At 37.0% G+C, this 26,163-nt stretch carries 21 protein-coding genes; 16 read left to right on the top strand and 5 right to left on the bottom strand.

Going from position 1 to position 26,163, the window contains the following annotated elements; translation table 11 throughout:
* Positions 1-27 precede the first annotated feature (27 nt).
* Positions 28-1,362: an ArsB/NhaD family transporter gene (locus ACFX4N_RS05055; protein WP_057274839.1), complete on the bottom strand. Its 1,335-nt coding sequence runs from the start codon at positions 1,360-1,362 to the stop codon at positions 28-30.
* A 474-nt stretch (positions 1,363-1,836) separates the two neighbouring features.
* On the opposite strand from ACFX4N_RS05055, the gene ACFX4N_RS05050 reads away from it, so the two are divergent.
* From ACFX4N_RS05050 to ACFX4N_RS05010, 9 genes are all read left to right on the top strand, one after another.
* Positions 1,837-2,829, top strand: coding sequence for a thiamine pyrophosphate-dependent dehydrogenase E1 component subunit alpha (locus tag ACFX4N_RS05050; protein WP_053487179.1), 993 nt, complete (start codon positions 1,837-1,839; stop codon positions 2,827-2,829).
* Between the two features lie 18 nt (positions 2,830-2,847).
* A complete protein-coding gene (locus tag ACFX4N_RS05045; RefSeq protein ID WP_029321219.1) occupies positions 2,848-3,882 on the top strand; it encodes an alpha-ketoacid dehydrogenase subunit beta in 1,035 nt (344 codons plus the stop codon).
* A 24-nt stretch (positions 3,883-3,906) separates the two neighbouring features.
* Complete coding sequence (locus ACFX4N_RS05040; protein ID WP_057274840.1) at positions 3,907-5,136, top strand: dihydrolipoamide acetyltransferase family protein; 1,230 nt, start codon at positions 3,907-3,909, stop codon at positions 5,134-5,136.
* Positions 5,137-5,151: 15 nt separating this feature from the next.
* Positions 5,152-6,531 (top strand): dihydrolipoyl dehydrogenase, encoded by a 1,380-nt coding sequence (lpdA, locus tag ACFX4N_RS05035; RefSeq protein ID WP_013056586.1) that lies wholly within the window; start codon positions 5,152-5,154, stop codon positions 6,529-6,531.
* Between the two features lie 264 nt (positions 6,532-6,795).
* Complete coding sequence (locus ACFX4N_RS05030) at positions 6,796-8,673, top strand: sigma-54-dependent Fis family transcriptional regulator (RefSeq protein WP_098546843.1); 1,878 nt, start codon at positions 6,796-6,798, stop codon at positions 8,671-8,673.
* A 54-nt stretch (positions 8,674-8,727) separates the two neighbouring features.
* Positions 8,728-9,777 (top strand): 2,3-butanediol dehydrogenase, encoded by a 1,050-nt coding sequence (locus ACFX4N_RS05025; protein ID WP_057274842.1) that lies wholly within the window; start codon positions 8,728-8,730, stop codon positions 9,775-9,777.
* 128 nt (positions 9,778-9,905) lie between these two features.
* Positions 9,906-10,049: a hypothetical protein gene (locus tag ACFX4N_RS05020; RefSeq protein WP_013056589.1), complete on the top strand. Its 144-nt coding sequence runs from the start codon at positions 9,906-9,908 to the stop codon at positions 10,047-10,049.
* A gap of 119 nt (positions 10,050-10,168) precedes the next feature.
* On the top strand, positions 10,169-11,383 hold the full coding sequence (locus tag ACFX4N_RS05015; protein ID WP_057274843.1) for a cystathionine gamma-synthase family protein: 1,215 nt from the start codon (positions 10,169-10,171) through the stop codon (positions 11,381-11,383).
* A 232-nt stretch (positions 11,384-11,615) separates the two neighbouring features.
* Positions 11,616-12,188, top strand: a complete 573-nt coding sequence (locus tag ACFX4N_RS05010) for an HTH-type transcriptional regulator Hpr (RefSeq protein WP_057274844.1) — start codon at positions 11,616-11,618, stop codon at positions 12,186-12,188.
* A gap of 578 nt (positions 12,189-12,766) precedes the next feature.
* On the opposite strand, the gene ACFX4N_RS05005 is transcribed toward ACFX4N_RS05010, so the two are convergent.
* Positions 12,767-13,906, bottom strand: a complete 1,140-nt coding sequence (locus tag ACFX4N_RS05005; protein ID WP_057274845.1) for a hypothetical protein — start codon at positions 13,904-13,906, stop codon at positions 12,767-12,769.
* Positions 13,907-14,390: 484 nt separating this feature from the next.
* Here ACFX4N_RS05005 and ACFX4N_RS05000 point away from each other — a divergent pair, with 484 nt between their 5' ends.
* A complete protein-coding gene (locus tag ACFX4N_RS05000; protein ID WP_170959515.1) occupies positions 14,391-14,552 on the top strand; it encodes a hypothetical protein in 162 nt (53 codons plus the stop codon).
* A 253-nt stretch (positions 14,553-14,805) separates the two neighbouring features.
* On the opposite strand, the gene ACFX4N_RS04995 is transcribed toward ACFX4N_RS05000, so the two are convergent.
* Positions 14,806-16,236, bottom strand: coding sequence for a hypothetical protein (locus ACFX4N_RS04995; RefSeq protein ID WP_013082784.1), 1,431 nt, complete (start codon positions 16,234-16,236; stop codon positions 14,806-14,808).
* A 376-nt stretch (positions 16,237-16,612) separates the two neighbouring features.
* Here ACFX4N_RS04995 and ACFX4N_RS04990 point away from each other — a divergent pair, with 376 nt between their 5' ends.
* Positions 16,613-16,963, top strand: coding sequence for a VOC family protein (locus tag ACFX4N_RS04990; protein WP_057237214.1), 351 nt, complete (start codon positions 16,613-16,615; stop codon positions 16,961-16,963).
* A 218-nt stretch (positions 16,964-17,181) separates the two neighbouring features.
* On the opposite strand, the gene ACFX4N_RS04985 is transcribed toward ACFX4N_RS04990, so the two are convergent.
* Both ACFX4N_RS04985 and ACFX4N_RS04980 read right to left on the bottom strand, forming a co-directional pair.
* A complete protein-coding gene (locus ACFX4N_RS04985; protein WP_025751972.1) occupies positions 17,182-18,273 on the bottom strand; it encodes an AI-2E family transporter in 1,092 nt (363 codons plus the stop codon).
* A 109-nt stretch (positions 18,274-18,382) separates the two neighbouring features.
* The gene (locus tag ACFX4N_RS04980) at positions 18,383-18,577 is read right to left on the bottom strand and encodes a twin-arginine translocase TatA/TatE family subunit (protein ID WP_013082787.1); all 195 of its coding nucleotides are present in this window, start codon (positions 18,575-18,577) and stop codon (positions 18,383-18,385) included.
* A 511-nt stretch (positions 18,578-19,088) separates the two neighbouring features.
* On the opposite strand from ACFX4N_RS04980, the gene uxaC reads away from it, so the two are divergent.
* The 5 genes from uxaC to ACFX4N_RS04955 all read left to right on the top strand — a co-directional run bounded on the left by uxaC (position 19,089) and on the right by ACFX4N_RS04955 (position 26,139).
* Positions 19,089-20,510, top strand: a complete 1,422-nt coding sequence (gene uxaC / locus ACFX4N_RS04975) for a glucuronate isomerase (protein WP_377260924.1) — start codon at positions 19,089-19,091, stop codon at positions 20,508-20,510.
* 47 nt (positions 20,511-20,557) lie between these two features.
* Positions 20,558-21,940 carry a glycoside-pentoside-hexuronide (GPH):cation symporter gene (locus tag ACFX4N_RS04970; RefSeq protein ID WP_057274848.1) on the top strand — a complete coding sequence of 461 codons (1,383 nt, stop codon included), beginning with the start codon at positions 20,558-20,560 and terminating at the stop codon, positions 21,938-21,940.
* 102 nt (positions 21,941-22,042) lie between these two features.
* Entirely contained in the window at positions 22,043-23,056 is a 1,014-nt protein-coding gene (locus tag ACFX4N_RS04965; RefSeq protein ID WP_192100705.1) for a LacI family DNA-binding transcriptional regulator, read from the top strand.
* 116 nt (positions 23,057-23,172) lie between these two features.
* Positions 23,173-24,636, top strand: a complete 1,464-nt coding sequence (locus ACFX4N_RS04960) for a tagaturonate reductase (RefSeq protein ID WP_057274850.1) — start codon at positions 23,173-23,175, stop codon at positions 24,634-24,636.
* Between the two features lie 12 nt (positions 24,637-24,648).
* Complete coding sequence (locus ACFX4N_RS04955) at positions 24,649-26,139, top strand: UxaA family hydrolase (protein WP_057274851.1); 1,491 nt, start codon at positions 24,649-24,651, stop codon at positions 26,137-26,139.
* Positions 26,140-26,163 lie beyond the last annotated feature (24 nt).

Below are 26,163 nucleotides of genomic sequence, written 5' to 3'. Positions count from 1 at the left end.
TTCGCGTAGATTTTAATTTTTCTTCCCTTACAGAAATAAAAGATAGCGAAGGAAAATATATAACGTTGAAATTAAAAGAGATACGAGCGTGATTGGAGCTCCAATTTTCAAAAAATCCATAAACGAAAATTTATGTCCTTTTTTTACAGCCATGCCAGCTACAATTACATTGGCAGACGCTCCAATTAACGTACCATTTCCTCCCAAACATGCTCCTAGAGCCAGTGACCACCATAGTACACTGATTTGAGCAGAATCAGGGCTCATTCCCATTCCATGAGCCATATCTTGAATAAGTGGAATCATTGTAGCAACAAAAGGAATGTTGTCAATAACAGCTGAAGCAATTCCGCTAATCCACAAAATGAGATAAGCTGACAGTGCGATATTGCCGTCTGTAACGTTTAACGCGCCTGCAGCCAGCTTTTTAATGATGCCTACATCGATTAATCCCCCGACAAGAATAAACAAACCAGCAAAGAAAATAATGGTTGTCCATTCAACAGAATCAAACGCACTTTCTACTTCATCATGAGTTCTTAATCCAATTACCAATAATACAGCTGCACCTGTAATAGCTACCATAGCGGCATCAATATGTAAAACGGAATGCAGGGTAAAACCTAGAATCGTTAAGACTAATACAGTTAACGATTTTTTCATTAAAACGGAATCTTGAATATAATCTTTTTCATTTAAACTCATTAGCTCTTGCTTTTTACTATCTTCTACTTTTAACTTTTTACGATAGATAAGAACAAGAATCCCCAGCGTAACAACACCGATAATCAGTACTGCAGGAGTTAAATTTAATAAAAAAGCATTAAAATCAAGGTGAGGGTTCGCTGCCCCAATCATAATATTAGGCGGGTCGCCTATTAAAGTTGCCGTTCCTCCAATATTTGAAAACAGCACTTCTGATATAAGAAAGGGAAAAGGATTAATATTCAAAATAGTAGTGATGGAAAATGTAACGGGAACAATTAATAACACGGTTGTTACGTTGTCTAAAAATGCTGATCCGACGCCTGTTAAGATTGATAAAATAACTAGAATTCGAACAGGATCACCTTTAGCGATTTTAGCAGACTTGATGGCTGCGTATTGAAACACGCCTGTTTTGTTTGTAATGCCGACTAAAATCATCATACCCATAAGAAGGACAATCGTTTCCCACTGAATGTGTTCCATAATGGCCTTATTAAAGTCAACAATACCTAACAAAATCATCAATATAGCACCTAAAAGAGCTGCCGAAGCGCGATTGATCTTTTCGGTCATAATCAAAAAATATGTAATGATAAATATAATAATGGCTGCGTATACATGAAAACTTGTAATGTGTTGAATTGCATTGTGCATAACAGTAACCTGGCGATATGTCATCTAGACATCACGAAGTGTAGATGACAAAAACTTTGGATGTTTTCCAGGTTTTCACCTCATCTTTCATCGTTTAATTTACATCCAACTTTACGGTAAAACTTCTATAAAGCCTGTTTTGCTTTAACCAACCTCCTTTAGGAGCTTTAGTATTCTTCAAAATGAAGACGATTCCTTCAGCATTATATCATATTTATATAAAAGCTTTCTTGTTGATTATTCAATGCGATTTTCATCTCGCACGCTTATTATGCACCTTAAATTCAGTTTACATAATTGTTTCCTTTAAGATTGGACAAAGTTAGACAAAGTTGGAACAGTGTCCAATTTTGTCTAACTTTATGAGGCCAAATACAACAATAGATTGCTAGTATGAAGCGATTTTACTATTGGCACGGTACTTGCAATAGTAGTTAAGTGAAGTTTGATAATCAAATGAGGAGGCTTACCATAATGAAAACTGCTCAAAACAAAACAGAAAAGCTTACGAAAGAAAAAGCCAGCTGGATGTATCAGAAAATGGTAGAAATTCGAAAGTTTGAAGATGAAGTACATCAAATTTTCGCAAAAGGGGTACTGCCTGGTTTTGTTCATCTGTATGCAGGTGAAGAAGCGGTAGCGGTTGGAATGTGCGCTCATCTTAATGACAGTGACAGTATTACGAGCACTCATCGCGGACACGGCCATTGTATTGCTAAAGGCGGCGATTTAGATGGCATGATGGCGGAGCTTTTTGGAAAGGTAACGGGGTTAGGCAAAGGAAAAGGCGGATCCATGCATATCGCGGATTTAGATAAAGGAATTTTAGGAGCAAATGGAATTGTAGGAGGAGGATTTCCGCTTGCATGCGGTTCTGCTTTAACTGCTAAGTATAAAAAGACAAAAGATGTAAGCGTTTGCTTTTTTGGAGACGGAGCAGGCAATGAAGGGACGTTTCATGAAGGAATTAACTTAGCAGCCATTTGGAAACTGCCGGTTGTTTTTGTTGCTGAAAATAATGGCTACGGAGAGGCAACTCCATTTTCTTATGCTTCGAGCTGCAGTGCGATTGCAGACCGTGCCGCATCTTATAACATTCCAGGGGTAAGGGTAGATGGGAAAGATGTGATGGCAGTTTATGAAGCAGCTGCAGAAGCTATTCAACGAGCCCGCAGAGGGGAAGGTCCAACGTTAATTGAATGTGTAACGTATCGAAATTACGGACATTTTGAAGGTGACGCACAAACGTATAAATCAGGAAATGAAAAGAAAGAACATCTCCAGGAAAAAGATGCTATCGCTCTTTTTGAAAATTACTTGCTTTCAGAACAAGTAGTAACAGAACAAGAGCTTAGAGATATTGATGGTGAAGTAGAAAAAGCAGTAAAACGCGCAGTTGAGCTAGCAGAAACAAGCGATTATCCTGATGCTTCGGAACTATTAACGGATGTTTATGTATCTTATTAATTAAAGGGGGAAAAGAAAATGACTAGAAAATTAAGCATGTCTGAAGCTATTAACGAAGCTATGAAACTAGCGATGCGAAAAGATGAGAATGTGGTTCTTTTGGGAGAAGACGTAGCTGGCGGAGCGGAAATTGACCACCTGCAAGATGATGAGGCGTGGGGCGGGGTCCTTGGAGTTACGAAGGGACTTGTACAAGAATTTGGACGTGAACGAATTCTTGATACGCCTATTTCAGAAGCAGCTTATATAGGAGCTGCAATGGGAGCGGCAGCTACAGGGTTAAGGCCGGTTGCAGAATTAATGTTTAATGACTTTATTGGCTGCTGTTTAGATCAAGTGCTGAATCAAGGCGCAAAATTTAGATACATGTTTGGAGGAAAAGCTGAAGTGCCCGTCACGATTCGGACAACCCATGGAGCTGGATTTAGGGCTGCAGCTCAGCATTCTCAGAGCTTGTACGCCTTGTTTACTAGCATTCCTGGCATTAAAGTAGTAGTACCTTCTAACCCTTACGATGCAAAAGGGTTATTGTTAGCAGCAATCGAAGACAATGATCCGGTTATCTTTTTTGAAGACAAAACATTGTACAACATGAAAGGAGAGGTTCCTGAAGGCTACTATACGATTCCGTTAGGGAAAGCTGACGTGAAACGCGAAGGAACAGATTTAACCATTGTAGCAATTGGAAAACAAGTAAATACTGCACTTGCGGCAGCAGATCAATTATCTCACAAGGGAATTGACGTAGAAGTAGTCGATCCGCGAAGTCTATCACCTTTTGATGAAGAGACCATTCTTTCGTCTGTAGAAAAAACGAATCGATTAATTGTCATTGACGAAGCCAATCCAAGATGCAGCATAGCAACAGATATTGCTGCGCTAGTTGCTGATAAAGGATTTGACATGCTTGATGCACCTATTAAACGAATTACAGCACCACATACACCTGTGCCGTTTTCACCTCCATTAGAAGATATTTATCTGCCGACACCACAAAAAGTAATTGAAGTTGTATCGGAGTTACTAGGAGATAAATCGCTTCTAAGCGTGTAATTAAAGAAAAGGAGGAGGAAGCAAATGGCTGCAGAGGTTGTAATGCCAAAACTAGGTATGGCAATGAAAGAAGGAACCGTTTCGACGTGGAACAAAAAAGTTGGAGACTCCGTTTCAAAAGGAGATATGATTGCAAGCATTAATTCTGAAAAAATCGAAATGGATATTGAAGCGCCGCAGGACGGTGTGATTCTTGATATTCTTGTACAAGAAGATGTAGGAGTGCCTCCTGGAACGATTATCTGTTATGTTGGAAAGCCAAACGAGCAGCTCACTGAGCAGAACCGTTCAGCAAATGAGCTGCAAGCGCCTAAAAACGAGGTAGCGGCTGCTATCTCTTTAGAAGAGCCACCAGCAAACACAGCTTCATCAAAAAAGAATAAAGAAACTGTGCGCATTTCACCAATTGCACGGAAAATAGCAGAATCTGAAAACATTAATATTGAAACGATTCAAGGCACAGGACCAAAAGGAAGAATCACCAAAGCAGATGTAGAGAAAGTGCTGGCGGAAAGAGCTTCAGAATCGAGTCCCCAAACGGTAGAAAGAGATAACCCCGCTATAAACAAAGAAACGCTTCCAGTAGCGGGCATGAGGAAAGTCATTGCAAGTCGAATGCATAACAGTTTATTAAACAGTGCCCAATTAACGATTAATATGAAAGCTGACGTGACGGATTTGCTGTCTCTTCAACGAGAAATTAAAGATGTGACCCAGCAACGCCATAAGGTGAAGATATCTCTAACTGATTTTATTGCTCGCGCTGTTGTTCTTTCACTTCAAGAACACAAACAAATGAACAGTGCCTATATTGATAACGAAATTCAACTCTATAACCATGTTCATCTTGGAATGGCCGTAGCTTTAGAAAATGGGTTAGTTGTTCCAGTTATGCAGCATGCTGAAAAGATGTCGTTAGTTGAATTAGCTACAGAGATCAAAACACGAGCAGCAGATGCTCGGCAAGGTCAGCTGAGCACTGATAGAATGCAAGGTTCTACATTCACTATTACTAATCTCGGTGCTTACGGAGTAGAGTATTTTACACCTGTATTAAACCCGCCTGAAACAGGAATTCTTGGTGTTGGAGCTACTGAAGATGTACCGATGTATAAAGGAGACGAATTACAAAAAAGAAACTTGCTGCCTTTAAGCCTGACGTTTGATCATCGCGTACTGGACGGAGCACCTGCAGCTAATTTCCTTGGAACTATTAAACAATACTTAGAACAGCCTATTTTACTACTCTTATAGAAAGGGGTGCATTCCGTGAAACCTTTAGTTGTGATTGGCGGCGGTCCAGCAGGATATGTGGCGGCAATCACTGCCGCTCGGCAAGGAAAACAAGTTACGTTAATCGAACAAAAAGATTTAGGTGGAACCTGTTTAAATGAGGGCTGTATGCCAACAAAGTCGCTATTAGCAAGCGCGGAAGCCTATGAGAAAATTAAGAAAGCTGAGCAATTCGGTATCACTATTCCTTTAGAACAAGTGAAAATTAACTGGGATGGCGTTCAGCATCATAAAACAACCATTGTTAAAAACTTGGTCAGGGGAATTGGCTATTTGATGAAAAAGAACAGTATTAAAGTCATAAAAGGAGAAGCTTCTTTTTTGACAAATCATCGTCTATCTGTGCGAAACGAAAATCACGTAGAAGAGATAGAGGCTGAACAGTTTATTATTGCTGCGGGTTCAGAACCTGCTAGCCTGCCATTTGCTCCTTTTGATGGAAAGTGGATCATTCACAGTAAACAAGCAATGTCGCTGCCTGCTATCCCTTCAACTCTTCTAATAGTAGGAGGGGGTGTAATTGGATGTGAATTTGCAAGCATTTACAGCCAAATGGGAACAACAGTAACGATTGTGGAAGCGGCAGATCAGCTGCTTCCTGGTGAAGATGCCGACATCGCATTTACGTTACAGGAAGAATTAGAGAAAAAAGGCGTAGCAATTTATACATCCTCTTCGTTAACAGAAATGCAGCCAGAAGATAAAACAGCTCTATTTAAACATAAAGAGGAGCTGCATGAACTGCAAGCTGAGTATGCATTAATTTCAATTGGAAGAAAACCTAGAGTGCTAGGTTTGGGTTTAGAACAGGTTGGCGTACATTTTTCAAAACAAGGAATTGATGTTAATGAGCATATGCAAACGAATATACCTAACATCTATGCTTGTGGAGATGTAGTTGGCGGAATTCAGCTTGCTCATGTAGCCTTTCATGAAGGCACAGTTGCTGCTTTACACGCATGCGGAAAAGATAAGAGCGTAAATTACCGAGCTGTACCCCGCTGCATTTATACTCACCCTGAAATTGCAAGTGTCGGTATGACAGAAAAGCAGGCTCGCAGCGAATACGGCGATATTCGCGTCGGAGAATTCTCGTTTACGGCAAACGGCAAAGCGATGATTGCCAATGAGTCCGTTGGAAAAGTGAAAGTAATCGTAGAACCGCAGTTTAATGAAATTATTGGGCTTTCCATTGTAGGTTCACATGCTACAGAATTAATTGGACAAGGAACCATTATGATGCACGGAGAGTTGACCACAGATATAATGGAAGACTTTATCGCTGCCCACCCTACATTATCTGAAGCCATTCACGAAGCTCTTTTGCAGTCGGCGGGTCAGGCCGTTCACTCCTGATTACGCAGGTGCCCAAGTTATTAAACTCTTTGAGGATGAAAAGTAAAAATGAATGATTCAAAAAGATAACTAGAGGATGAAGGAATCACGGAAGCGGTATAGGAGTTTTCCTGCATCCTCGTCTAGTTTCTTTATTAATTTTTACATAACGTGAGTTTAAAAATCTATCATTTGGTAATGATAACGTTTTCTTTGTGATTTATAATAATGATAACAAGCCTTGATTTACTATATTCAATTAAGTTTATAGGGGAGAGGTAAGAAATGGAATCCACACTTTCTTTAAACACATGGAAACGTTTTGTAAACGAAGGAGCACTTGAATCTTCAAGGTTAAACGACATTATTGTAAAGTCATGGCATCGTTGTAAAAGCGCAGATGTTAATCCTTACCTAGATAAAGGCAGATCGATTTTAAGAAATGAAGCCTTTCATTCTCGAAAACAAATGAACTCTTTATTTCTTGAGACGGCTTTGCCGCACTTAGAAAGAATCAGACAATCAGCGGCGGACTTAGGAATGGTTGCTTTATTAATTGACCCAGAAGGCTATATTTTATCTATTACAGGAAATAGACTTACACTGAATGAAGCAAGGAAAATTAATTTTGTGGAAGGTGCCTGTTGGACAGAAAAAGAAGTAGGCACAAATGCAATCGGTACGGCTCTGCAAACGGAAGAGCCCATTATGATAACGGGTACAGAACATTATTCAATTGCTTCGCATCAATGGAGCTGTTCGGCAGCTCCTGTTCGAAATGACGACGGAAATTTAATTGGGATTATTAATATTTCTTGTCCTGTAAACAGAGCTCACCCTTATACACTTGGAATGGTTACGTCCATTGCTTATACAATTGAGCGGGAGTTAAGCATTCGAATGCACAAAGACGAAATTGAGTTGGTTCACGCTTCTATGAATTTTGTTGATAGCAAACAGCTCTTGCTGCTTTGCAATTACAAAGAAGTGATTGTAGGAGCAAGCAAAACCGTTCGGGAATGTATACCAAAATGGTCAGGCCTGCAGTTAAATACGATTGTACAACAGGGATTTCGTATAGTGATGGAAGTACCTGTCATTTCAAAAAGACACGGTCATTCTATTGGAAAGATTATTTATCTATCAGAAGAAGCGCACCATAACCAAACAACTACACAGATCCCTGCTCAATCATTTTCTTTTAAAGGAGAAGCAGGCATAAGCCGTTCCTTTCAGCAAACACTAGAAGAAATAAAGCATGCGGCTCCTACGGATACAACGGTCTATATTTTAGGGGAAACAGGTACTGGAAAAGAAGTAATAGCTCAAACAATTCATGAAAACAGCTCGCGTAAAAACGGGCCTTTTATTGCTCTTAATTGTGGTGCTATTCCGAAGGAACTTATGGAAAGTGAATTATTTGGCTATGTGGAAGGAGCGTTTACAGGAGCACGGCGTCAAGGATATCAAGGAAAGTTTGAGCAGGCTAATCACGGTACGATTTTTCTTGATGAAATAGGTGAACTTCCTCATTCTATGCAAGTTTCTTTGTTAAGAGTATTGCAAGAGCGCAAGGTAACGCCTGTTGGAAGCAATCAGGAAATTCCGGTAGACATCCGGATTATTACCGCTACTCATCGAGATCTTCGTCAACTTGTCAGTGAAGGGAAGTTTCGAGAAGATTTATATTACCGGCTTCACGTGTATCCCGTGCATGTTCCGCCTTTGCGAGAAAGGAAAGAAGATATTCCACATCTGATGCGCTACTTTTGTCAAAAGAATGCTTGGAATATGAATTTCTCCAAAGAGTTAGTAGATAAATTAATAGATTATCAGTGGCCCGGCAATATTCGAGAATTATTTAATGTACTTGAACGCTTGAAGATCTCGCTTAAAACAGAAACAGAAAAAGAGAGGATATTGAATTATTTAAGTTCTTTAAATCTTGGCGGTCAGAAGAGCATCTCCCACTTTGATACTTCACAAGAAATAGAAGAAAATGATTTTACGTCCTTACCCGCACTCACATTTCGTGAAAAAGTTCAAAAAGACTTAATGATGGATGCTTTACGTAAAACGCAGGGAAATGTGTCACTTGCCGCTAAGCTGTTAGATATACCAAGAAGTACATTTTATAACAGATTAAAAAGATTCAATTTGTAAGCTAAGAGTTTTTAGCTGTTTTAAATTTTTAAATAAGGATAGGAGCTGAGTAGAATGAAAGCATTAAGATGGCATGGCGTTAAAGATGTAAGGTTAGAACATATTGCAGAACCTACCGTCTCTCAAGGGAAAGTGAAAATTAAAGTAGAATGGTGTGGAATTTGCGGAAGTGATTTGCATGAGTACACGGCAGGACCCATTTTTATTCCTACAGAAGAACCCCATCCATTAAGTAAAGATAAAGCGCCGGTTGTGCTGGGGCATGAATTTTCTGGACAAGTTGTAGAAATCGGAGAAGGTATTACGAATGTAAAAGTCGGAGACAGAGTAGTGGTAGAACCTATCTATGCATGCGGAGAGTGTGAAAACTGTAAACAAGGAAAGTATAATCTTTGTAATAAAATGGGGTTTTATGGTCTTGCCGGAGGTGGCGGAGGTTTTTCTGAGTATGCCTCCATACCGGTAGAAATGATTCATAAAATACCGGAAGTGGTATCTTACGAGCAAGGAGCTCTCGTAGAGCCTTCAGCTGTGGCTCTTCATGCTGTGCGTCAAAGCAAACTAAAGGTAGGAGATAAAGCTGCCGTATTTGGGACGGGACCAATCGGTTTGTTAGTTATTGAAGCGTTAAAAGCATCGGGTGCATCTGAAATTTATGCGATCGAACTATCGGAACAGCGCAGACAGAAAGCTGAAGAACTTGGGGCGATTGTGATTAACCCGCAAGAATACGACCCCGTAGCAGAAGTACATAAGCCCACAGGTGGAGGTGTGGATGTTTCCTATGAAGTGACGGGTGTTCCCTTAGTTTTAACTCAAGCCATTAATTCTACCAAAAGTGGTGGGGAGACAATGATTGTTAGCATATTTGAAAAAGAAGCGTCCATTCATCCCCAAACAATCGTTTTACAAGAGCGTACAGTAACAGGTATTATTGGCTACCGCGATGTATTTCCAGCGGTTATTAGTTTAATGGCAAAAGGCTATTTTTCTGCTGATAAACTGGTGACAAAACGTATCAAGCTAGAGAATGTAATTGAAGAAGGTTTTGAGACATTGTTAAAAGAAAAAGAACAGGTGAAAATTTTGGTGAAAGCTGAATAAAAAAAGAGGGTGGGACAAAAGTATTTTAGACGAAGTAAAAAATGAACCATTGATCAAGATTTTTGATTAGTGGTTCATTTTTTTGTTAGGGTGAACGTAGGTTCGATTTGTTTAGGTCCTTCTAGCAGTTGATTGGAGGGCAAGACGAAGACTCCCGCGGAAAGCGAAGTCTTGCACGGAAATCAACTGACGTGTCACAAGCGGTTCAGCTCATGTATCCTATTTGTTCGTCTTTAGATTGGATTCATTTCGTTATGTCTCAACCTCTTTAAATTTAATAAGGTAAGTATGGTTATTTTATTATCAGATTATTCTGTACTATATACAGTATATTGTATACAATATATAATCTAATCATTATCTAATTAATAAAATCAGAGGTGATGAGTGAATGACAGACAAACAGTTTAGAAATGTACAAGACGGAACAAAAGCGGTATGGGCAGGAGAAAAAGAATCCCTTGCTTACAATGCCACTCAAGTCCCCGTCGTCTTCAGCGTAGCTTACAATTATGATGATGTGGACGAATGGCAAGAAGTTGCGTTAGGAAACAAACCAGGCTATACGTATAATCGTATGAGTAATCCTACGGTTAAAGCTTTTGAAGAAAAAGTAAGGATACTTGAAGAAGCAGAAGAAGCGGTCGCATTTTCCTCCGGCATGGCGGCTATTAGCAGCACATTATACACGTTTTTAAAACCTGGAGACCGCGTCGTATCGGTAAAAGATACATATGGAGGAACAAATAAAATCTTCACTGAGTTCCTTCCTAACATCGGAGTTGATGTAACCTTATGTAATACGGGAAATCATGAAGAAATTGAAGCGGAAGTAAATAAAGGATGTAAAGTGCTGTATCTAGAGTCACCTACAAATCCTACGATGAAAATTATTGATATTGAAAGAATAGCAAAAGCAGGAAAATCTGCAGGGGCAGTCGTCATTATTGATAATACGTTTGCGACACCCATTAATCAAAACCCTCTTCAATTAGGGGTAGATCTTGTCATTCACAGCGCAACAAAATTTTTAAGCGGACATGCGGATGCCTTAGGAGGGGCAGTATGCGGCTCTAAAGAATTAATGCAGCAAGTGTATCACTACCGTGAGATCAATGGCGCGACCATGGATCCCATGTCAGCGTATCTTATTTTAAGAGGAATGAAAACGTTAAAATTACGTATACGTCAACAAGAACGAAGCGCTTTGGAAATTGCTAAATTTCTTCAAAAGAAAGAAGCTGTTGAAGCCGTCTATTATCCTGGATTGGAAACACACCCTCATCATCATATTGCCAAAAAACAAATGAAAGGCTTTGGCGGAATATTAAGCTTTGTTTTAAAAGGAGAAATGGAAGCTATTAAAATTTTGCTGCCAAAGTTAACGTATGCAAATAAAGCCGGCAATTTAGGAGCGGTTGAAACGATTTATGGACCAGCAAGAACGACTAGTCACGTAGAATGTACGCTTGAAGAACGTAAAGCCCTTGGAATATCTGAAGGACTGGTTCGCATATCTGTTGGAATTGAAGATACGGAAGATTTAATTGCAGACTTAGAACAAGCATTTGCTCACTTAGAATCCGCATCATCTATTAGTAATTAAAAAGACGCGTATTACTTTTTTTAATAAAAATAAAGTAAGTACCTCTTTTTAGTTGGTAGACACTTCTTCAGAATTGTAGAAATTTTGTGGAATAAAGCTGATAAATTAAACTGTACGTGTATTTTTTCGTCTGATTTTGTAGGTATACTGATAAATTAGATGAAATAAAAATGTTTTTACGCGTTTTAAAAATAAACTAACTTACAACAGCCTACAAATAAGGAATGATAGTATGCCGAAACAAGAAAGTGAATACACAATAAAAGATGCATCATTGTTTGGATTAAAATTAATGCAGGTAAGTAAAGCCATCTGGAGAGCTGCGGAAGATGACTGGGAGCAATGGGTGAAACCTTATGGACTAAACGTAAATGAGCATCATATTTTATGTTTAGCTAGTAACACGGGAGAAATCTCTATGTCAGAGTTAGCTAATTTAGGAGCTATGCATATCTCTACAGCGTTTAATTTTTCGAAAAAATTAGAAAATCAAGGATACCTGCATTTGTCCAAAAGAGAAAATGATAAAAGAAACACCTACATCAAATTGACTGAAAGCGGAGAACAATTATTGCTTGATACGCTCAGAGGGTATGAACCACATAACAGTAAGATATGTAAAGGCGCACTTCCTTTAAAAACGTTATACGGCAAATTTCCCGCTTTTCCAGAGCTAGTAACCGTTGTTCGCCATGTTTGCGGCGGCGAGCTTGTGACCGTTGCTGATCAACCTTTTGTGAATATAGAAGAAGTGGGAATAGAAGAAAATGAAGAAAAGAAAGAAGTCCAGCTAACTAGTAATTGAACGTAGTGAATAGGGCTTCGTGAAAATATGTGAATAACAGGCTGAGCTGTTTTATACGTGAGAAATTTGACGTATAAAACAGCTTTTTTTGTCAGCTAAATTAAATCAACTCATGATTATATCTCATAGATTAGCTTCATCATTTCATATATATACCTGCTATTTATTTGATGCCCTTTATTTTAGAGACATTACTATACATTTATAAGAGATTAAAAAGAAATTAAAGAAATTAAAAACATTGTTAAAACTTATATGGGTAAAAGCCTTCTGCTGACTGAGGTTAAAGGGAATAAAGTAATCAAAAAAACTGCAGTTTACTACAAGAATTTTCACGAAAAAATATAGGATTTTTTTATAACAGCCACATTTTCTACGCAGTAGTTCGGAAAATAACGTTTATTTATTGTGTTTTTTGTTCATTTAGTTGATTTTTTTCATGAAAACGAAAATCATTATCATTTAAAAGGATTTATTATAGCTCACAGACATTTATGTTTTAGTAAGTTAAAGAGAAAGAAAGAATGGAAGGAAAATAGAGTAGAAATGAGTAAAAAAAGGCATAACAAAAAAGAGTATTATAGAGCGTTAATTTTTGCCTGATAATACCCGTTGGCAATTTTGCGGATATACGTAAAGAAGTTTGACTCCATTTCATGCACAAGAGGGCGAAATGCATCCATACTTTCTTCTATGTAAGTTTGTTGTAGGTGACGCTGAACGGACGTTAATGATTTTTCGATTATATCTAAACCAAACTCATGTACAATGGAATGAATATCTTCCTTTTTAATTGAATAATGGCCAAAAGATTTAAAGAAATTCTTAAACTGAGCAAATGCATGCTCTCCACGGATTTTTTCGATTTCTTTTTGTTTTTTACTATCATGAGCACCAGTTAAATTAAAGCTTAAAATAAAACCATCCTTGATTTTTTCAATAATTGATTTTCTTGGCTGCTTTTCTTCTAATAATGTTTTGACACAATCATCTTTTTCTAGCACATCGATACGGAAAATTGTACTCAATTTACTAGCCATTTCTTTAATAGCAGCTTTATAGCCAATGTATTTTGGAAGAATGTGTTTTACCTCGGTGTAAGATAAAAGTGCTTCTGAATCTTTCTTTACGTTTACATCAGATTCGTATACGTACAACGCACGTAAAGCCAGACGCAGCATGTTGATATTTTTAATAGCCAGCAATTGATAAATCACTTCCATCGAAACAGAAGTATAACCACCTTTTGAAGTATATGTATTGTTATCTTCATCAAGCATTTCAGGATTATATGATATGTTTTGAACATCAGCAGCTTCTTTTATATATAAATCTAAAAAATCCTCTAAATAGTTGTTTAAAGAAACTTGAATATAGTCTCCCCATAAACGATCCCAGCGAATGATGTCATAGTCTTCTAAAAGCTTATTATTATTTTGAACGGTCCGAACGGAACATTGGATTGTATTAGCCAGTTCTTGCTCAGAAATAATTGAAATGTGACCCTGGCTGTTACATTTGGCTATGTAAGCTAAAATTTGCTTCATTAGAGAACCCGTCCACTTTATATCTACAAAGTTTTTCGCAAGACCAAATGAATGTTTTTCATAGTAATAGCTATTGTCTCGTTTAGTGTTTCTATTTAAGCCGCTCATGACAATCAGCAGTTTATTTGCTACAAGGGTGTGCCGTTTTAGTGACAGCTTTTGTATACTCATGTAGTGACCTCCTTTCCAAAACTATAGACGTCGTCTTTTACAGTATAGACACAGTCATATAGGCTGTAAAATGACATATTTGCACGGGGAAATGGTGCATTTTTTTAAAAGACTAGTGATATCAAGGGACGAGACATCTATTTAAAAGGTGACATATTTGCACGGAGATGTGGAGCAAAAATAGTGTTATATTTCATAAACGTTGATAAAACAGCATTCTTAAGCTAAATGTCGTATTATGACGGATGAAATACACAAAATGCGACAAATTCAAAAAAAATTTTGATGTAAAAATGACATATTCGCACGGAGAATAGGAGCAAAAATGATAAAAGTAAAGATCCAGGCAAGGAAGTGACACATTTGCACGGAAAAAAGGGACAAAAAAAAGAAAAATGCCCTTTTTGAGACACAAAAAGTTCACATTTTCAGAGGGGATAAACAAACATTTGCAGCAAAAATAGTGTTTTTTTAAGAAAGTGGCATGTTTGCACGGAAATCTGGAGCAAAAAACACTTTTGCACGGAGATGTGGAGCAAAAATTGAAGGAAACGAAGAGGGAAAGTCGCTGGCACAAGAAAATTTATGTAAAAGTGGCATATTTGCACGGAAGATTGGAGCCAAACTTATAGTAAATGCAGTATAGAAAGAAAAACGGCACATTCGCACGGGGATCTGGAGCAAAAAACAATTATAAATACTTTTTTAGACATAAAAAGTTCACAAAATGATAAGGAAGGTGAAGTTTAATAGCTATATTAGCAGGGGAAATAATATGTTTACATAAAGAATTGGAGCAAAAAAACACTTTCGCACGGAAATGTGGAGCAAAAAATGCAGTGATTAATAGTAGATAGATAAAAAGAATGCCCTTATAAAGATTATAAGGGCATTCTTTTTTAGCCTATAGAACTTGTTACGTTTTGATAAATAGAAAGGGGAGCATATTCGTAATCACCAGCTAATAAGTCTTTTACTTCACTTTCTCCCACAGGAATAAAGGTAATCTGAAACACTTGGCCCACTCTTTTATAGGATTGGACAGCTAGTTTTTGTTCGACTAGCTCATCTAAGGCTGTTTCAATTTCGACAAGGTTTTCTTTTTTTCGTCTTTTTCGAAAGCGGACTCTTGTCGAAAAATATAAATAATCTCTTGTGACATTGTATGAAGATTTTGTTTCATAGCAAATGAGGCGCTCTTTTTGCATAACGAATAGCAAATGATAAGCGGCGTCTAAACTTAATTTTTCTACTTTATTTTTATAAATACGCACCGTTTGGCGTTGAATATAGTCTCTATATATCACTTCATTGACGTGAATTTCAGCAATTCGCGTTCCGTTCGGCATCGTAGTAATATCTACAAAGTCAAAAATACCATAGGCAATTTTCTTATTATGCTGTACTTTTGTCATGCTGTAGTGCTTCATTTTTGTAATTCTTTCTTCTATCATCTGATAGTTGCGCTTACTATCTGTTTTATAAAGTGCTTTCACAAGGTCACCAATTTTTACGTTAATGATTTTTTGTGTAGCGAACAACTCGTCCCGCTGGCTCATGATTTCTAAAAACACTTTATAATCAAACCGATCTAAATCACTAATTTTATTTCCATTTTCTTCAGCGTATTCTTTTTCTATTAACAATTCGTAATCTGTCCCGTCTTCAGAGTTATAAGTACTTAAGAAATATTCTTTTCCTTCTTTCTCTAATAGGGGTTGCTCGACGAGAAGTTTTGCTCTTGAGTTAGAGAAAAAAGGATTCTCTACAGTTGAAAAAGGGCTCTCAATAATACTATGATTTCCGTTTTGGAAGCTTGGATCCAGTATAGTAAGCCCAATAATAATAGATATATCCGTATGGATTGCTTTTTCTCGCTGGGTCTTGGTTTTTTGATGAATATAAGGATAATCCGTTAAGAAGAAGCTATCTTCTTGACTCCATTCACGCAGAATACCAATTCGTTTATCAATGACTTCTTCCGGAGATGATACGTTTTCAAACTGTTTGCAAAAGAGTTCTTTTCCATTCGTTTTATAATAAGCTGTTAGCGCTTTGTATTCTCCAATCAGCTCTTTATTCTTCTTAGGTTTTTTTTGCTCATAGTCGCGTATAGCAGCATCTAACCATCTGCGTTTCGTACGATTGAGAAAGTCTTTTTTTAAAATCCTCAACGCTTCGTTTACATCTTTATTTTCAAAGTGCTGCTGATAAAGAGGGAGGATGGTGCTTTCTAAATCTCCTTTTATACTTTCATTATAAACAGATAAGAGGCGTAGTTTAGATACTCTATCAATGACTTCGCGTATGAGTAAAGATGAATAATCCATACACATCTAACCTCCTTAACCTTAAGTTAGTCATTTTAATTCTTAGCTGGATAGTGGCTATAAATCTATTGTAATGCACGAAAGTTCGATGCTACAAACAAAAGACGGCTACTATCTATAGTCTATTTTTCATTATACACGTGCAAAGCGGGCGAAGGGGGAGATTTTCTCATTTTCTTTTTTAGTAATCTACATTTTGTCATGAAGTATATACATTTGCAGTGTAGCTTATGTATGGAGAATGACCGTGTCCGCACCACTGCTAATTCTGCTACCGAGTTTAATGGACTGATAGAAAGTATCTCAAAATAAAAGGTTATCAGCGATTAAAAGAGAATATTTTGTAAAACTACTAAACCCATACCGGAGGTCATAAATGAACCCTATATTAAATGAAGTAGGCACGGTTTTTATTCCTGTAAAGGACATAAAAAAAGCACGAGATTGGTATTGTGACATACTAGGTGTGATAGCAGATGGAGACATTTTATATGATCATTTATATGTGATACCTATGAATGGAACAGGAATTGTATTAGATAGCAAAACTTATTCAAAAAATACGCTTTTTAAAACGCCAGCTTTTCATTTGAATACAAACGATATCAAAAAAGCTTATGAATATATGAAACAGAAAAAAGTAGAGCTAACGACAGGAATTCAACACAATCATTGGTTTACATTTAAAGATCCGGATGGAAATCATCTGATGGTGTGTCAGTGCTGAACTCATGGGAAGATAAAAGAGATTAAGATATGACAAAATTAACCGAATCTAAAGACAAACAAATGGGATAAAGGAACTCAACAGCTAGAAGCAGCTGCACGAAACCTACGTTCAATATGACAACAAAAAATCCGAACCATTAATCAGATTAATAGTTCGGATTTAACTTCAACTAAAATACTTTTGTATCAGCCTCTTTATTGGATTGCCTTTGCATTTTACAACTTGATAGATTTGTTTCTGAATTGAATCATTCTTACAATATTTATCACAATTGTTTTTGTTACAGCATAAGCCGGAATCGCTAATATCATTCCGAGTATTCCTGCAATATTACCCGCAACAAGCAATAAAATAATAATCGTTAAAGGATGAGTGTTTAATTTTTTTCCAATTACCAGCGGAGAAATAATGTTCCCATCTAGCTGTTGGACGATTACGACGACGATAATTACTAATATTGCTTTTGTAGGAGAGTATAATAAACCTACGATTAAAGCGGGTGCTACGCCAATAAAAGGGCCGACGTACGGGATAATATTAGTAAGGGCTCCTATTAGTGCGAGTATTAATGCATAGGGCAACCCGATGATGAGGTAACCAATGAATGTACTAATACCGACAAATAAACAAACGAGCATTTGGCCTTGAATATAAGTAGCTAGCGTATTTGTTGTTTCTTTCATTGTACGTAACGTTTCTTTTCGGTAAGAAGCAGGAACCATACGCAGCGTATTTTTACGAAGTTTATGGCTGTCTTTAAGCATATAAAAAAGAATGAAAGGAACGGTTACAACCGTAAGTGTAATATTTGTTACGACGCTTAAAACAGATGAAATACTGTTTGTGAGATTCGTAGGTAAAGTAGACGCGTAGTTTAAAAGTGACTCTTCAATATGATCGAGCGACACATATTTTTGTTCAACGAGCCAGTTAAACCATCTTGAGTTAGATAAATCATTTATGTACTCTCTCGTTTCTACAATATAAGACGGAATATTCTTAGCCAAATCAGTTAATTGTTTAGATAAAGTAGGTCCCACACCGCCCACAATAGAAGCAATTACGCCGATAAAAACAACGTATAATAATAAGATGGCCAGTGTTTTTGGCACTTTTTTTCTTGTGAGAAATGACACAATTGGTTCGAATAAAAAGAAAAGAAAACCAGCTACAAGAATAGGGAAAAACAAAGTGGAGATAAACACACCGATTGGTAGAAAAACAAACGAAATATGTTTACAAATGTAAATCAGTAAAGCAATCATTAATAGTTCTAATGTCCAAAAATGCAGTTTCGATTTAAACAAAAAGTTACCCTCTTTCTTTACTATTTTTTACTATCATACATCAAAAAAGAAACCCACTGCACGTTAAAAGTGGGCTTTTTAGTCTGTATAACTTTCATTTACATAAAAATTAGGATTTTTCCTCTTTATCTTCAGTAGTATCCTCTGGAGTTTTTTTGTCGTCATCCTGTATAATTCCTTCTGCTGCATTTTTAAATTCTCGCAGGGAATGTCCAAATGCTCGTCCTATGTCCGGCAATTTACTTGGTCCAAATACAATTAAGGCAGTAATCCCGATTACGACCATGCTTGTAGCTCCTGGCATGATATCCTCTCCTTTAAAAGCAATGAATATATGAAAATTAAAAAGAGATAGTAAATAAAGTGCATGTTTATACTATTCACTTTTCTCTTTAAAATTCCTTTATTTTAAATGATACGAAAATAAGGTGAAGCGGCTATGTATGGTTTAAATGCTAGTAGTGATATTTTGCATACGAAGTTAATTATAGCATTAAAGACAGCCGTTCGCCTTATTACCCTTGTATAAGCTCTATGTGAAAAAACTTGCTTTAATTCTTATGGAAACATGTCATAAATCCTGTTTTTTTAAATGAAGAATCAATATATGAAAATAAAGAGAGAAAAAATTGAAAAATATAAAGATAAATTGTTGTAAAATTTAGAAATAAGTAATAGAATTAAATAAAATGTTAACGTTAACATTTTTGTTATTGAAGATTATATCTTATTAATATAGCTATCTATAAATAAGAGTATTCATCAATTTATTTGATTTTGTTAACGTTAACAAAAAAGTGAAGGAGTGAATGGGAATGAAAAAGTTTATGGATGACAATTTTTTATTAACAAATGAAACAGCAGCACACTTGTATAATGCTTACGCAAAAGATATGCCGATTATTGATTATCACTGCCACTTAAACCCCCGGGAAATTTATGAGAATAAACAGTTTAAAACGTTAACTAACGTTTGGCTAGATGGAGATCACTATAAATGGAGACTGATGAGAGCCAACGGAATTGAAGAAGAAAAGATAACAGGATCAGCGAGTGACTATGAAAAATTTCTCGCGTGGGCTAAAACAGTTCCGATGACAATTGGGAATCCGTTATATCATTGGACGCATCTAGAGTTAAAGCGTTTCTTTGATATTGATGAAATATTAAATGAACATACGGCACCGTTTATTTGGGAAAAAGCAAACGAGAAATTACGAAGCGGTAAGTTTGGTGCAAGAGATCTTATTACACGTTCTAACGTAAAAGTTATTTGTACGACGGATGACCCAACAGATTCACTAGAGTATCATATGAAACTAAGAGATGTCCAAGGTTTTGAGACCCAAGTACTTCCAAGCTTTCGTCCGGATAAAGGGCTTGAAATCAATCAAGAAGGGTTTAAGAACTGGATTGCAAAGCTGCAAGATTGTGCACATCATTCCATTCACACCTATGATGATTTGTTAAAAGCTCTTGAAAGTCGAGCTCGTTTTTTCCATTCCATGGGAGGGCGTTTATCTGATCACGCACTAAACAAAATGGTATATACGAAGACTTCGAAAGAAGAAGTTTCGGAGATTTTCTTAAAAGCCTTAAAAGGTGAAGGCGTAAGTACTGAAGAAGAAAGTAAATACAAGTCATATACGTTAATCTTTTTAGGGAAGCTGTATAATGAGCTAGGTTGGGCAATGCAATTTCACCTTCATGCTCTTAGAAACAATAACACAAAAATGTTTCACCAGTTAGGGCCGGATACAGGATATGACTCGATGTATGACGGACAAGTGGCAGAGCCTCTCGTGAAACTTCTTGATCAAATGGACGTACAGAATAGTTTGCCAAAGACGATTTTATATTCGTTAAATCCAAAAGATAATTATGTATTAGCAAGTATAATTGGCAGCTTTCAAGGAGATGGCATCCCTGGCAAACTGCAGCTCGGCACAGCTTGGTGGTTTAATGATCAAAGAGAAGGTATGTTAGAACAAATGAAAGCGTTATCAAACATTGGGTTATTTAGTCGATTTATCGGTATGTTGACAGATTCCCGAAGTTTTCTTTCATATACAAGGCATGAATATTTCAGAAGACTAGTATGCAGCTTAATCGGTACGTGGGTAGAAGAAGGGGAAGTACCTAACGACCAACAGTTGCTTGAGCAAATTGTAAAAGGAGTATGTTATGAAAATGCTAAAGACTACTTTAGCTTCCCAGCCTACACGCTGCAAAATTAAAGACGCAAAATAGTTTAAAGAATTGCAAGGGGAGAAGGGGGATTACCATGAGTGTTGTGGCAACAGAAAGAAAGGTTGAAATAAAAGTAGAAGAGAAAAATCTTAGTGTAAAAGAAAAAATATCTTATGGTATGGGTGATTTTGGTAACGGTTTCATGTTTGATTTAGGGCAGTTGTATTTGTTGAAGTTCTTTACAGATGTGGCAGGCATCCCTGCCGCGGCTGCGGGAGGAATTTTTCTAGTAAGTAAGTTATTTGCGGCAGTTTGCGACCCAATTGTTGGTTCGTCCATTGATTACCGAAAAAACATAGGTGCTAAAGGGAAATTCCGACCGTATTTACTGTTCGGAAGTATGGTGTTGGCTATTTTAACCGTACTCACTTTTATTTCTCCAAACCTTTCACCGGCGGGTAAATTAATTTATGCGTACGCTTCTTATATGATTTGGGGAATTGGCTATTCATTTGTCAATATTCCATACGGATCGCTAGGCGCATCCATGACTCAAAATACTTCTGATCGCACGTCTCTTGCTGCTTTTCGTCAAACAGGATCATTAGGTGCACTGTTTGTAACCAGCATTGCTGTTGTACCGCTCATTCTGTTATTTCCAAATGAAAAAATCGGTTATCCCGTTGTCATGGGGATTATGTCGGTCATTGGAATAATCGCTTTTTATGTATGTTATCGCAATTGCAAAGAACGCATTGTCGTAAAAGAGAGTCCAAAAGAAAAATTATCAGTCAAGTCTATTTTTAAAACGTTTGTAAGTAACAAACCTCTTTTAATTTTAGTATTTATGACGGTATTTACCATTTCAGCTTACAATATTAAATCAGCTATGCTTATTTACTTTGCACAATATAATTTAGGGAATATTAAATTGATGGCTTACATGAACTTTATTATTATTGGTTCATCCTTTCTAGGAGTCATTATGCTGCCAAAGCTTGTTAGCCGATTTGGAAAAAAGCAGGCGGCAATGATTGGCTTAGGAATCAGTATTGCAGCGGACACAGTAAATTTCTTTATGCCTTCTAACGTCGTAATTTTTACGATTTTAGCAAGTATTGCTTTTATAGGTATCAGCATTCCTAACGGGATTACATGGGCATTTGTATCAGATATCATTGATTATGGTGAATGGAAAACAGGCGAAAGAAAAGAAGGCACAACGTATTCACTGTTCAACTTTTCTCGAAAGCTCGCTCAGTCGCTATCCGGCTTCTTATCAGGTATTGGTTTAGGGTTAGTTGGGTATATCCCAAACGTGGCACAAAAGGCAGGTACATTAGTGGGGATTAAAAGTTTGCTGTTACTATATCCTGCTATTGCTTTATCCATTGCTGCAGTGATTATTGGTTTTATGTATAAGCTAACGGATAAGAAACACGCGGAGATTGTCCAAGATATTCATGCTAGGTCTTAGTCAAAACTGTCATAACATTCACCATTTGCTTATTATTCCTACTAAGTTGTGATATCCTTATAATAAAAATCGATACTGATTCATTAAAGGAAGGTAAATGAAATGGGTGTTACAATTAAGGATATTGCAAAACTAGCAAACGTATCACATACAACGGTTTCACGTGCATTAAACAATAGTCCGCTTATTAAAGAAAAAACAAAAAAGAAAATTTTAGATATTGCAAATACGCTTAACTATATTCCTGACTATCATGCGAAAAATTTGGTTCTTCAAAAATCTCATACAATTGGATTGTTTTTTACGAGCATGGCAAACGGTACGTCACCAAGTTTTTTAGTGGATAGTATTAGAGGGGTAAGTAAAGTAATTGATGTTCAGTATAATTTATTTGTAAGAGGCATTGACGATTATGATGATTATACGTACATCAATAATAAACGCTTTGATGCGATTATTTTAATGAGTCAAAGCGATCGTGATAACACTTTTATATATAATGTAGTAGAGAAAGGCATCCCGTTGATTGTGCTCAACCGCCAAGTTGACGATTCATCAATTATTAATATTTTGTCTAATGACAAAGAAGGAGCCTACAAAGCCGGCGAGTATTTGATGGAATTAGGTCACAGACATATTGCAATCATAGAAGGAATAGAAGGCTTTAAATCAACTCAACAGCGTAAGGAAGGATTTCTTAACTCGTTAATTGATCATAATGTTTCCATTCGTCAAGAGTATATGATTCAAGGAAATTACGATATGCAAAGCGGATATGAAGGAATGAAAGCACTGTTAAGGTTGAAGCAACCGCCTACTGCTGTTTTTTGTTCAAATGATGATATGGCAATCGGTGCTATGAATGCCGCATTCGAGTCTGGGCTAAACGTACCGAGTGATATCTCAATTATTGGATTTGATGATATTGAATTAGCCAAATACACCACTCCTTCACTAACAACCGTTAAAAGACCAATCGAGAAAATCAGCATGACCGGAGCAGAAGCAGTTTTATCATTAATGAACAAAGATGACAAAAATATGCTGCAAAATAAAGTTTTAATTAATACCGAATTAATGGTTCGCCAGTCTGTAAAGTCACGCTCATCTATGTAGCCGGTTATTTAGTATAACCGGCCCAAAAATGTTAACGTTAACATTTTTAGAATTAAAATAATATAAAAATCTATAAAAATAACAATGTTAATGTGTGCAAAGAAGGAGATGCTAACATGAAGCTAAACCGTGAGATGCAAGCTAACACACGTATATACCCAGAAAAAGTACTGCAGTTTGGAGAAGGCGTATTTCTAAGAGGGTTTGCTGATTGGCAAATTCATCAAATGAACAAACGCACTGCATTTAAAGGCAGTATAGTAGCTGTCAATCCGAGAATCACAGGAAATGCAGGTAAATTGAATAAGCAAGACGGTTTGTTTACGGTTTCTCTTCAAGGAATTCAAGACGGCAAAGCAGTCAAAGAACATGAAGTAATTGAATCTATTAGCCGCGGTCTAAATCCATATGAAGATTATGAGGCGTATATGCAATTAGCAGAGAAAGAAGAGCTAAGATTTCTTATTTCTAATACAACAGAGGCAGGCATCGCATTTTTAGAAGAAGACCGCTTGGAACATGCACCGCAAACGAGTTTTCCTGGTAAAGTCACGGCATTTCTATATAAGCGGTTTAAAGCTTTTCAAGGAGATCCAACAAAGGGACTTATTATCCTTCCCTGTGAATTAGTGGAGCGAAACGGGGATTTGTTAAAGAAAATGGTATTGCGCTATGCCGACAAATGGAATTTAGAGAAAAAGTTTACGGAATGGATACACGAAGCAAATGCTTTTTGCTGCACGCTTGTTGACCGAATTGTGCCAGGTTATCCAAACGATAAAAATATGCTAAATGAACTGAGTTATGAAGATGAGTTTTTTGTTATCACAGAGCCATTTTACTTATGGGTTATTGAGGGACCTGAGTGGGTAAAAGAAGAGTTTCCCGCGGAAGAAGCTGGTTTACATGTGAAATTTGTGAACGACATTGCACCATATGCGCTGCAGAAAGTTAGAATTTTAAACGGTATTCATACTGCTATGATGCCTGTTGCGTATTTAGCGGAACTAAATACGGTCAGAGAAGCAGTTGAAGATGAAGTAATTGGAACGTTTATTCGAAAATGTCTGTATGAAGAAATTATTCCTTGCTTACCAGTTTCCGAAGAAGAGTCTTTGTCATTTGCTAAATCTGCATTAGAACGCTTTCAAAATCCGTTTATCCACCACGAATTAATGAGCATCTCTTTGAACAGCATGACAAAGTTTAAAACGCGAAATATCCCAACCCTTAAAGAATACGTTGAAAAGCAAGGAGCGCTGCCTGCTTTGCTTACATTCTCTCTCAGTGCCCTCATTTCTTTTTATAAAGGAAAAAGAGGAGGAGAAAAAATTGAACTATCAGATGACCCTGCAGTTCTAGAAATGTATGAATCTCTTTGGAATACGTATGACAGTACTGAAAAAAATATCTCTTATATTGTAAGAGAAGTGCTGGGTTGTAAACAGCATTGGGGAGAGGATTTAAATACAATTCCTAGCTTAACAAAAGCCGTAACAAATGGAGTCTTAGCCATTGAAACTCTCGGAATGAAACAGGCAATAAAAGAAATTCTCTATGTAACCGCAACTAAACAGTAAGAGGTGAAGCATATGAAAGAAGTAATTCGTATTCATCAGGAAGATAATGTAGCAGTAGCTTTACGAGATTTTTTAGCACAAGAGAACCTTATGGTTAACGGAAAAGAAATTTCTCTAAAAGAAGAAGTGAAACGGGGCCATAAAATAGCTCTTACGCCTATTTCAGCGGGCGGCAACATTATAAAATATGGTTTTCCAATCGGACATGCGACTCACTCTATTTCACCTGGTGAATGGGTGCATACGCATAACACAAAAACAAATTTAAATAATATTAACGAATATGAATTTCATCAAAAGTTAGCAGCTCCTAAAGAAAAAAAACAATCGCTAATGTTTAAAGGATATCGCCGCAAAAACGGAGATGTTGGAATTAGAAATGAGCTTTGGATTGTTCCAACGGTAGGGTGCGTCAATGGTATAGCCGAACAAATGATTAAACAGTTTCAAAGAGAAATAGGGGATATCTCGCCTTTTGAACATGTAACCGTTTTAAAACACAATTACGGATGTTCTCAGCTCGGTGATGATCACCTTAATACAAGAACCATGCTTACGAGAATGGTACAGCATCCAAATGCAGGTGGCGTACTAGTATTAGGGCTTGGATGTGAGAATAATAGCTTAACAGAATTTAAACAAGCGCTAGGTACAATTGATGAAAGCAGAGTGAAGTTTTTACAATCTCAAGACGTCGAGGATGAAGTTGAGGCAGGAGTCGCTTTGCTAAAAGAAATTTATGATGCTGCTAAAGATGATAAAAGAGAAGACGTTGATATTTCAAGGCTGAAAGTAGGCCTTAAATGCGGTGGGTCAGATGGATTATCTGGTATTACAGCAAATCCGCTGCTCGGCAAATTCTCCGATTGGCTCATTGCTCAAGGAGGTACAACAGTTTTAACAGAAGTACCTGAAATGTTTGGAGCAGAGACCCTGCTGATGGAAAGAGCCGTTGATGAACAAACATTTGATAAAATTGTTGATCTTGTTAATGATTTTAAAACGTACTTTCTCAATCATAAACAGCCGGTGTATGAAAATCCTTCTCCCGGTAATAAAGCAGGCGGCATTACAACGTTAGAAGATAAATCACTTGGCTGCACTCAAAAAGCAGGAACAGCCCCAGTTGTAGATGTGTTAAAGTACGGAGAATGCTTACAAATTAACGGTTTAAATCTATTAAGTGCTCCTGGAAATGATTTAGTTGCCTCAACTGCTTTAGCGGCTTCAGGGTGTCATATTGTACTGTTTACAACGGGACGAGGAACGCCGTTTGGAACGTTTGTGCCCACTATAAAAATTTCTACAAACACCGCTCTTTATAACAAAAAGCCGCACTGGATTGATTTTAATGGAGGAGTACTGGTTGAAGGCGAAACGGAAGAAACTACGTTAGAAAACTTTATTGAGTACATGATCAGCGTTTCTAGCGGAGAGCTTGTAAATAATGAAAAAAATGATTTTAGAGAAATAGCCATTTTTAAAACAGGCGTTACTTTATAAATAAGTCGGTTACTAGATTGTTAA

Origin of the sequence: Priestia sp. YIM B13551, from assembly GCF_042787905.1 — a bacterium.
Taxonomy (GTDB): Bacteria; Bacillota; Bacilli; order Bacillales; family Bacillaceae_H; genus Priestia.
This window is presented reverse-complemented; position numbering and strand designations above follow the sequence as displayed.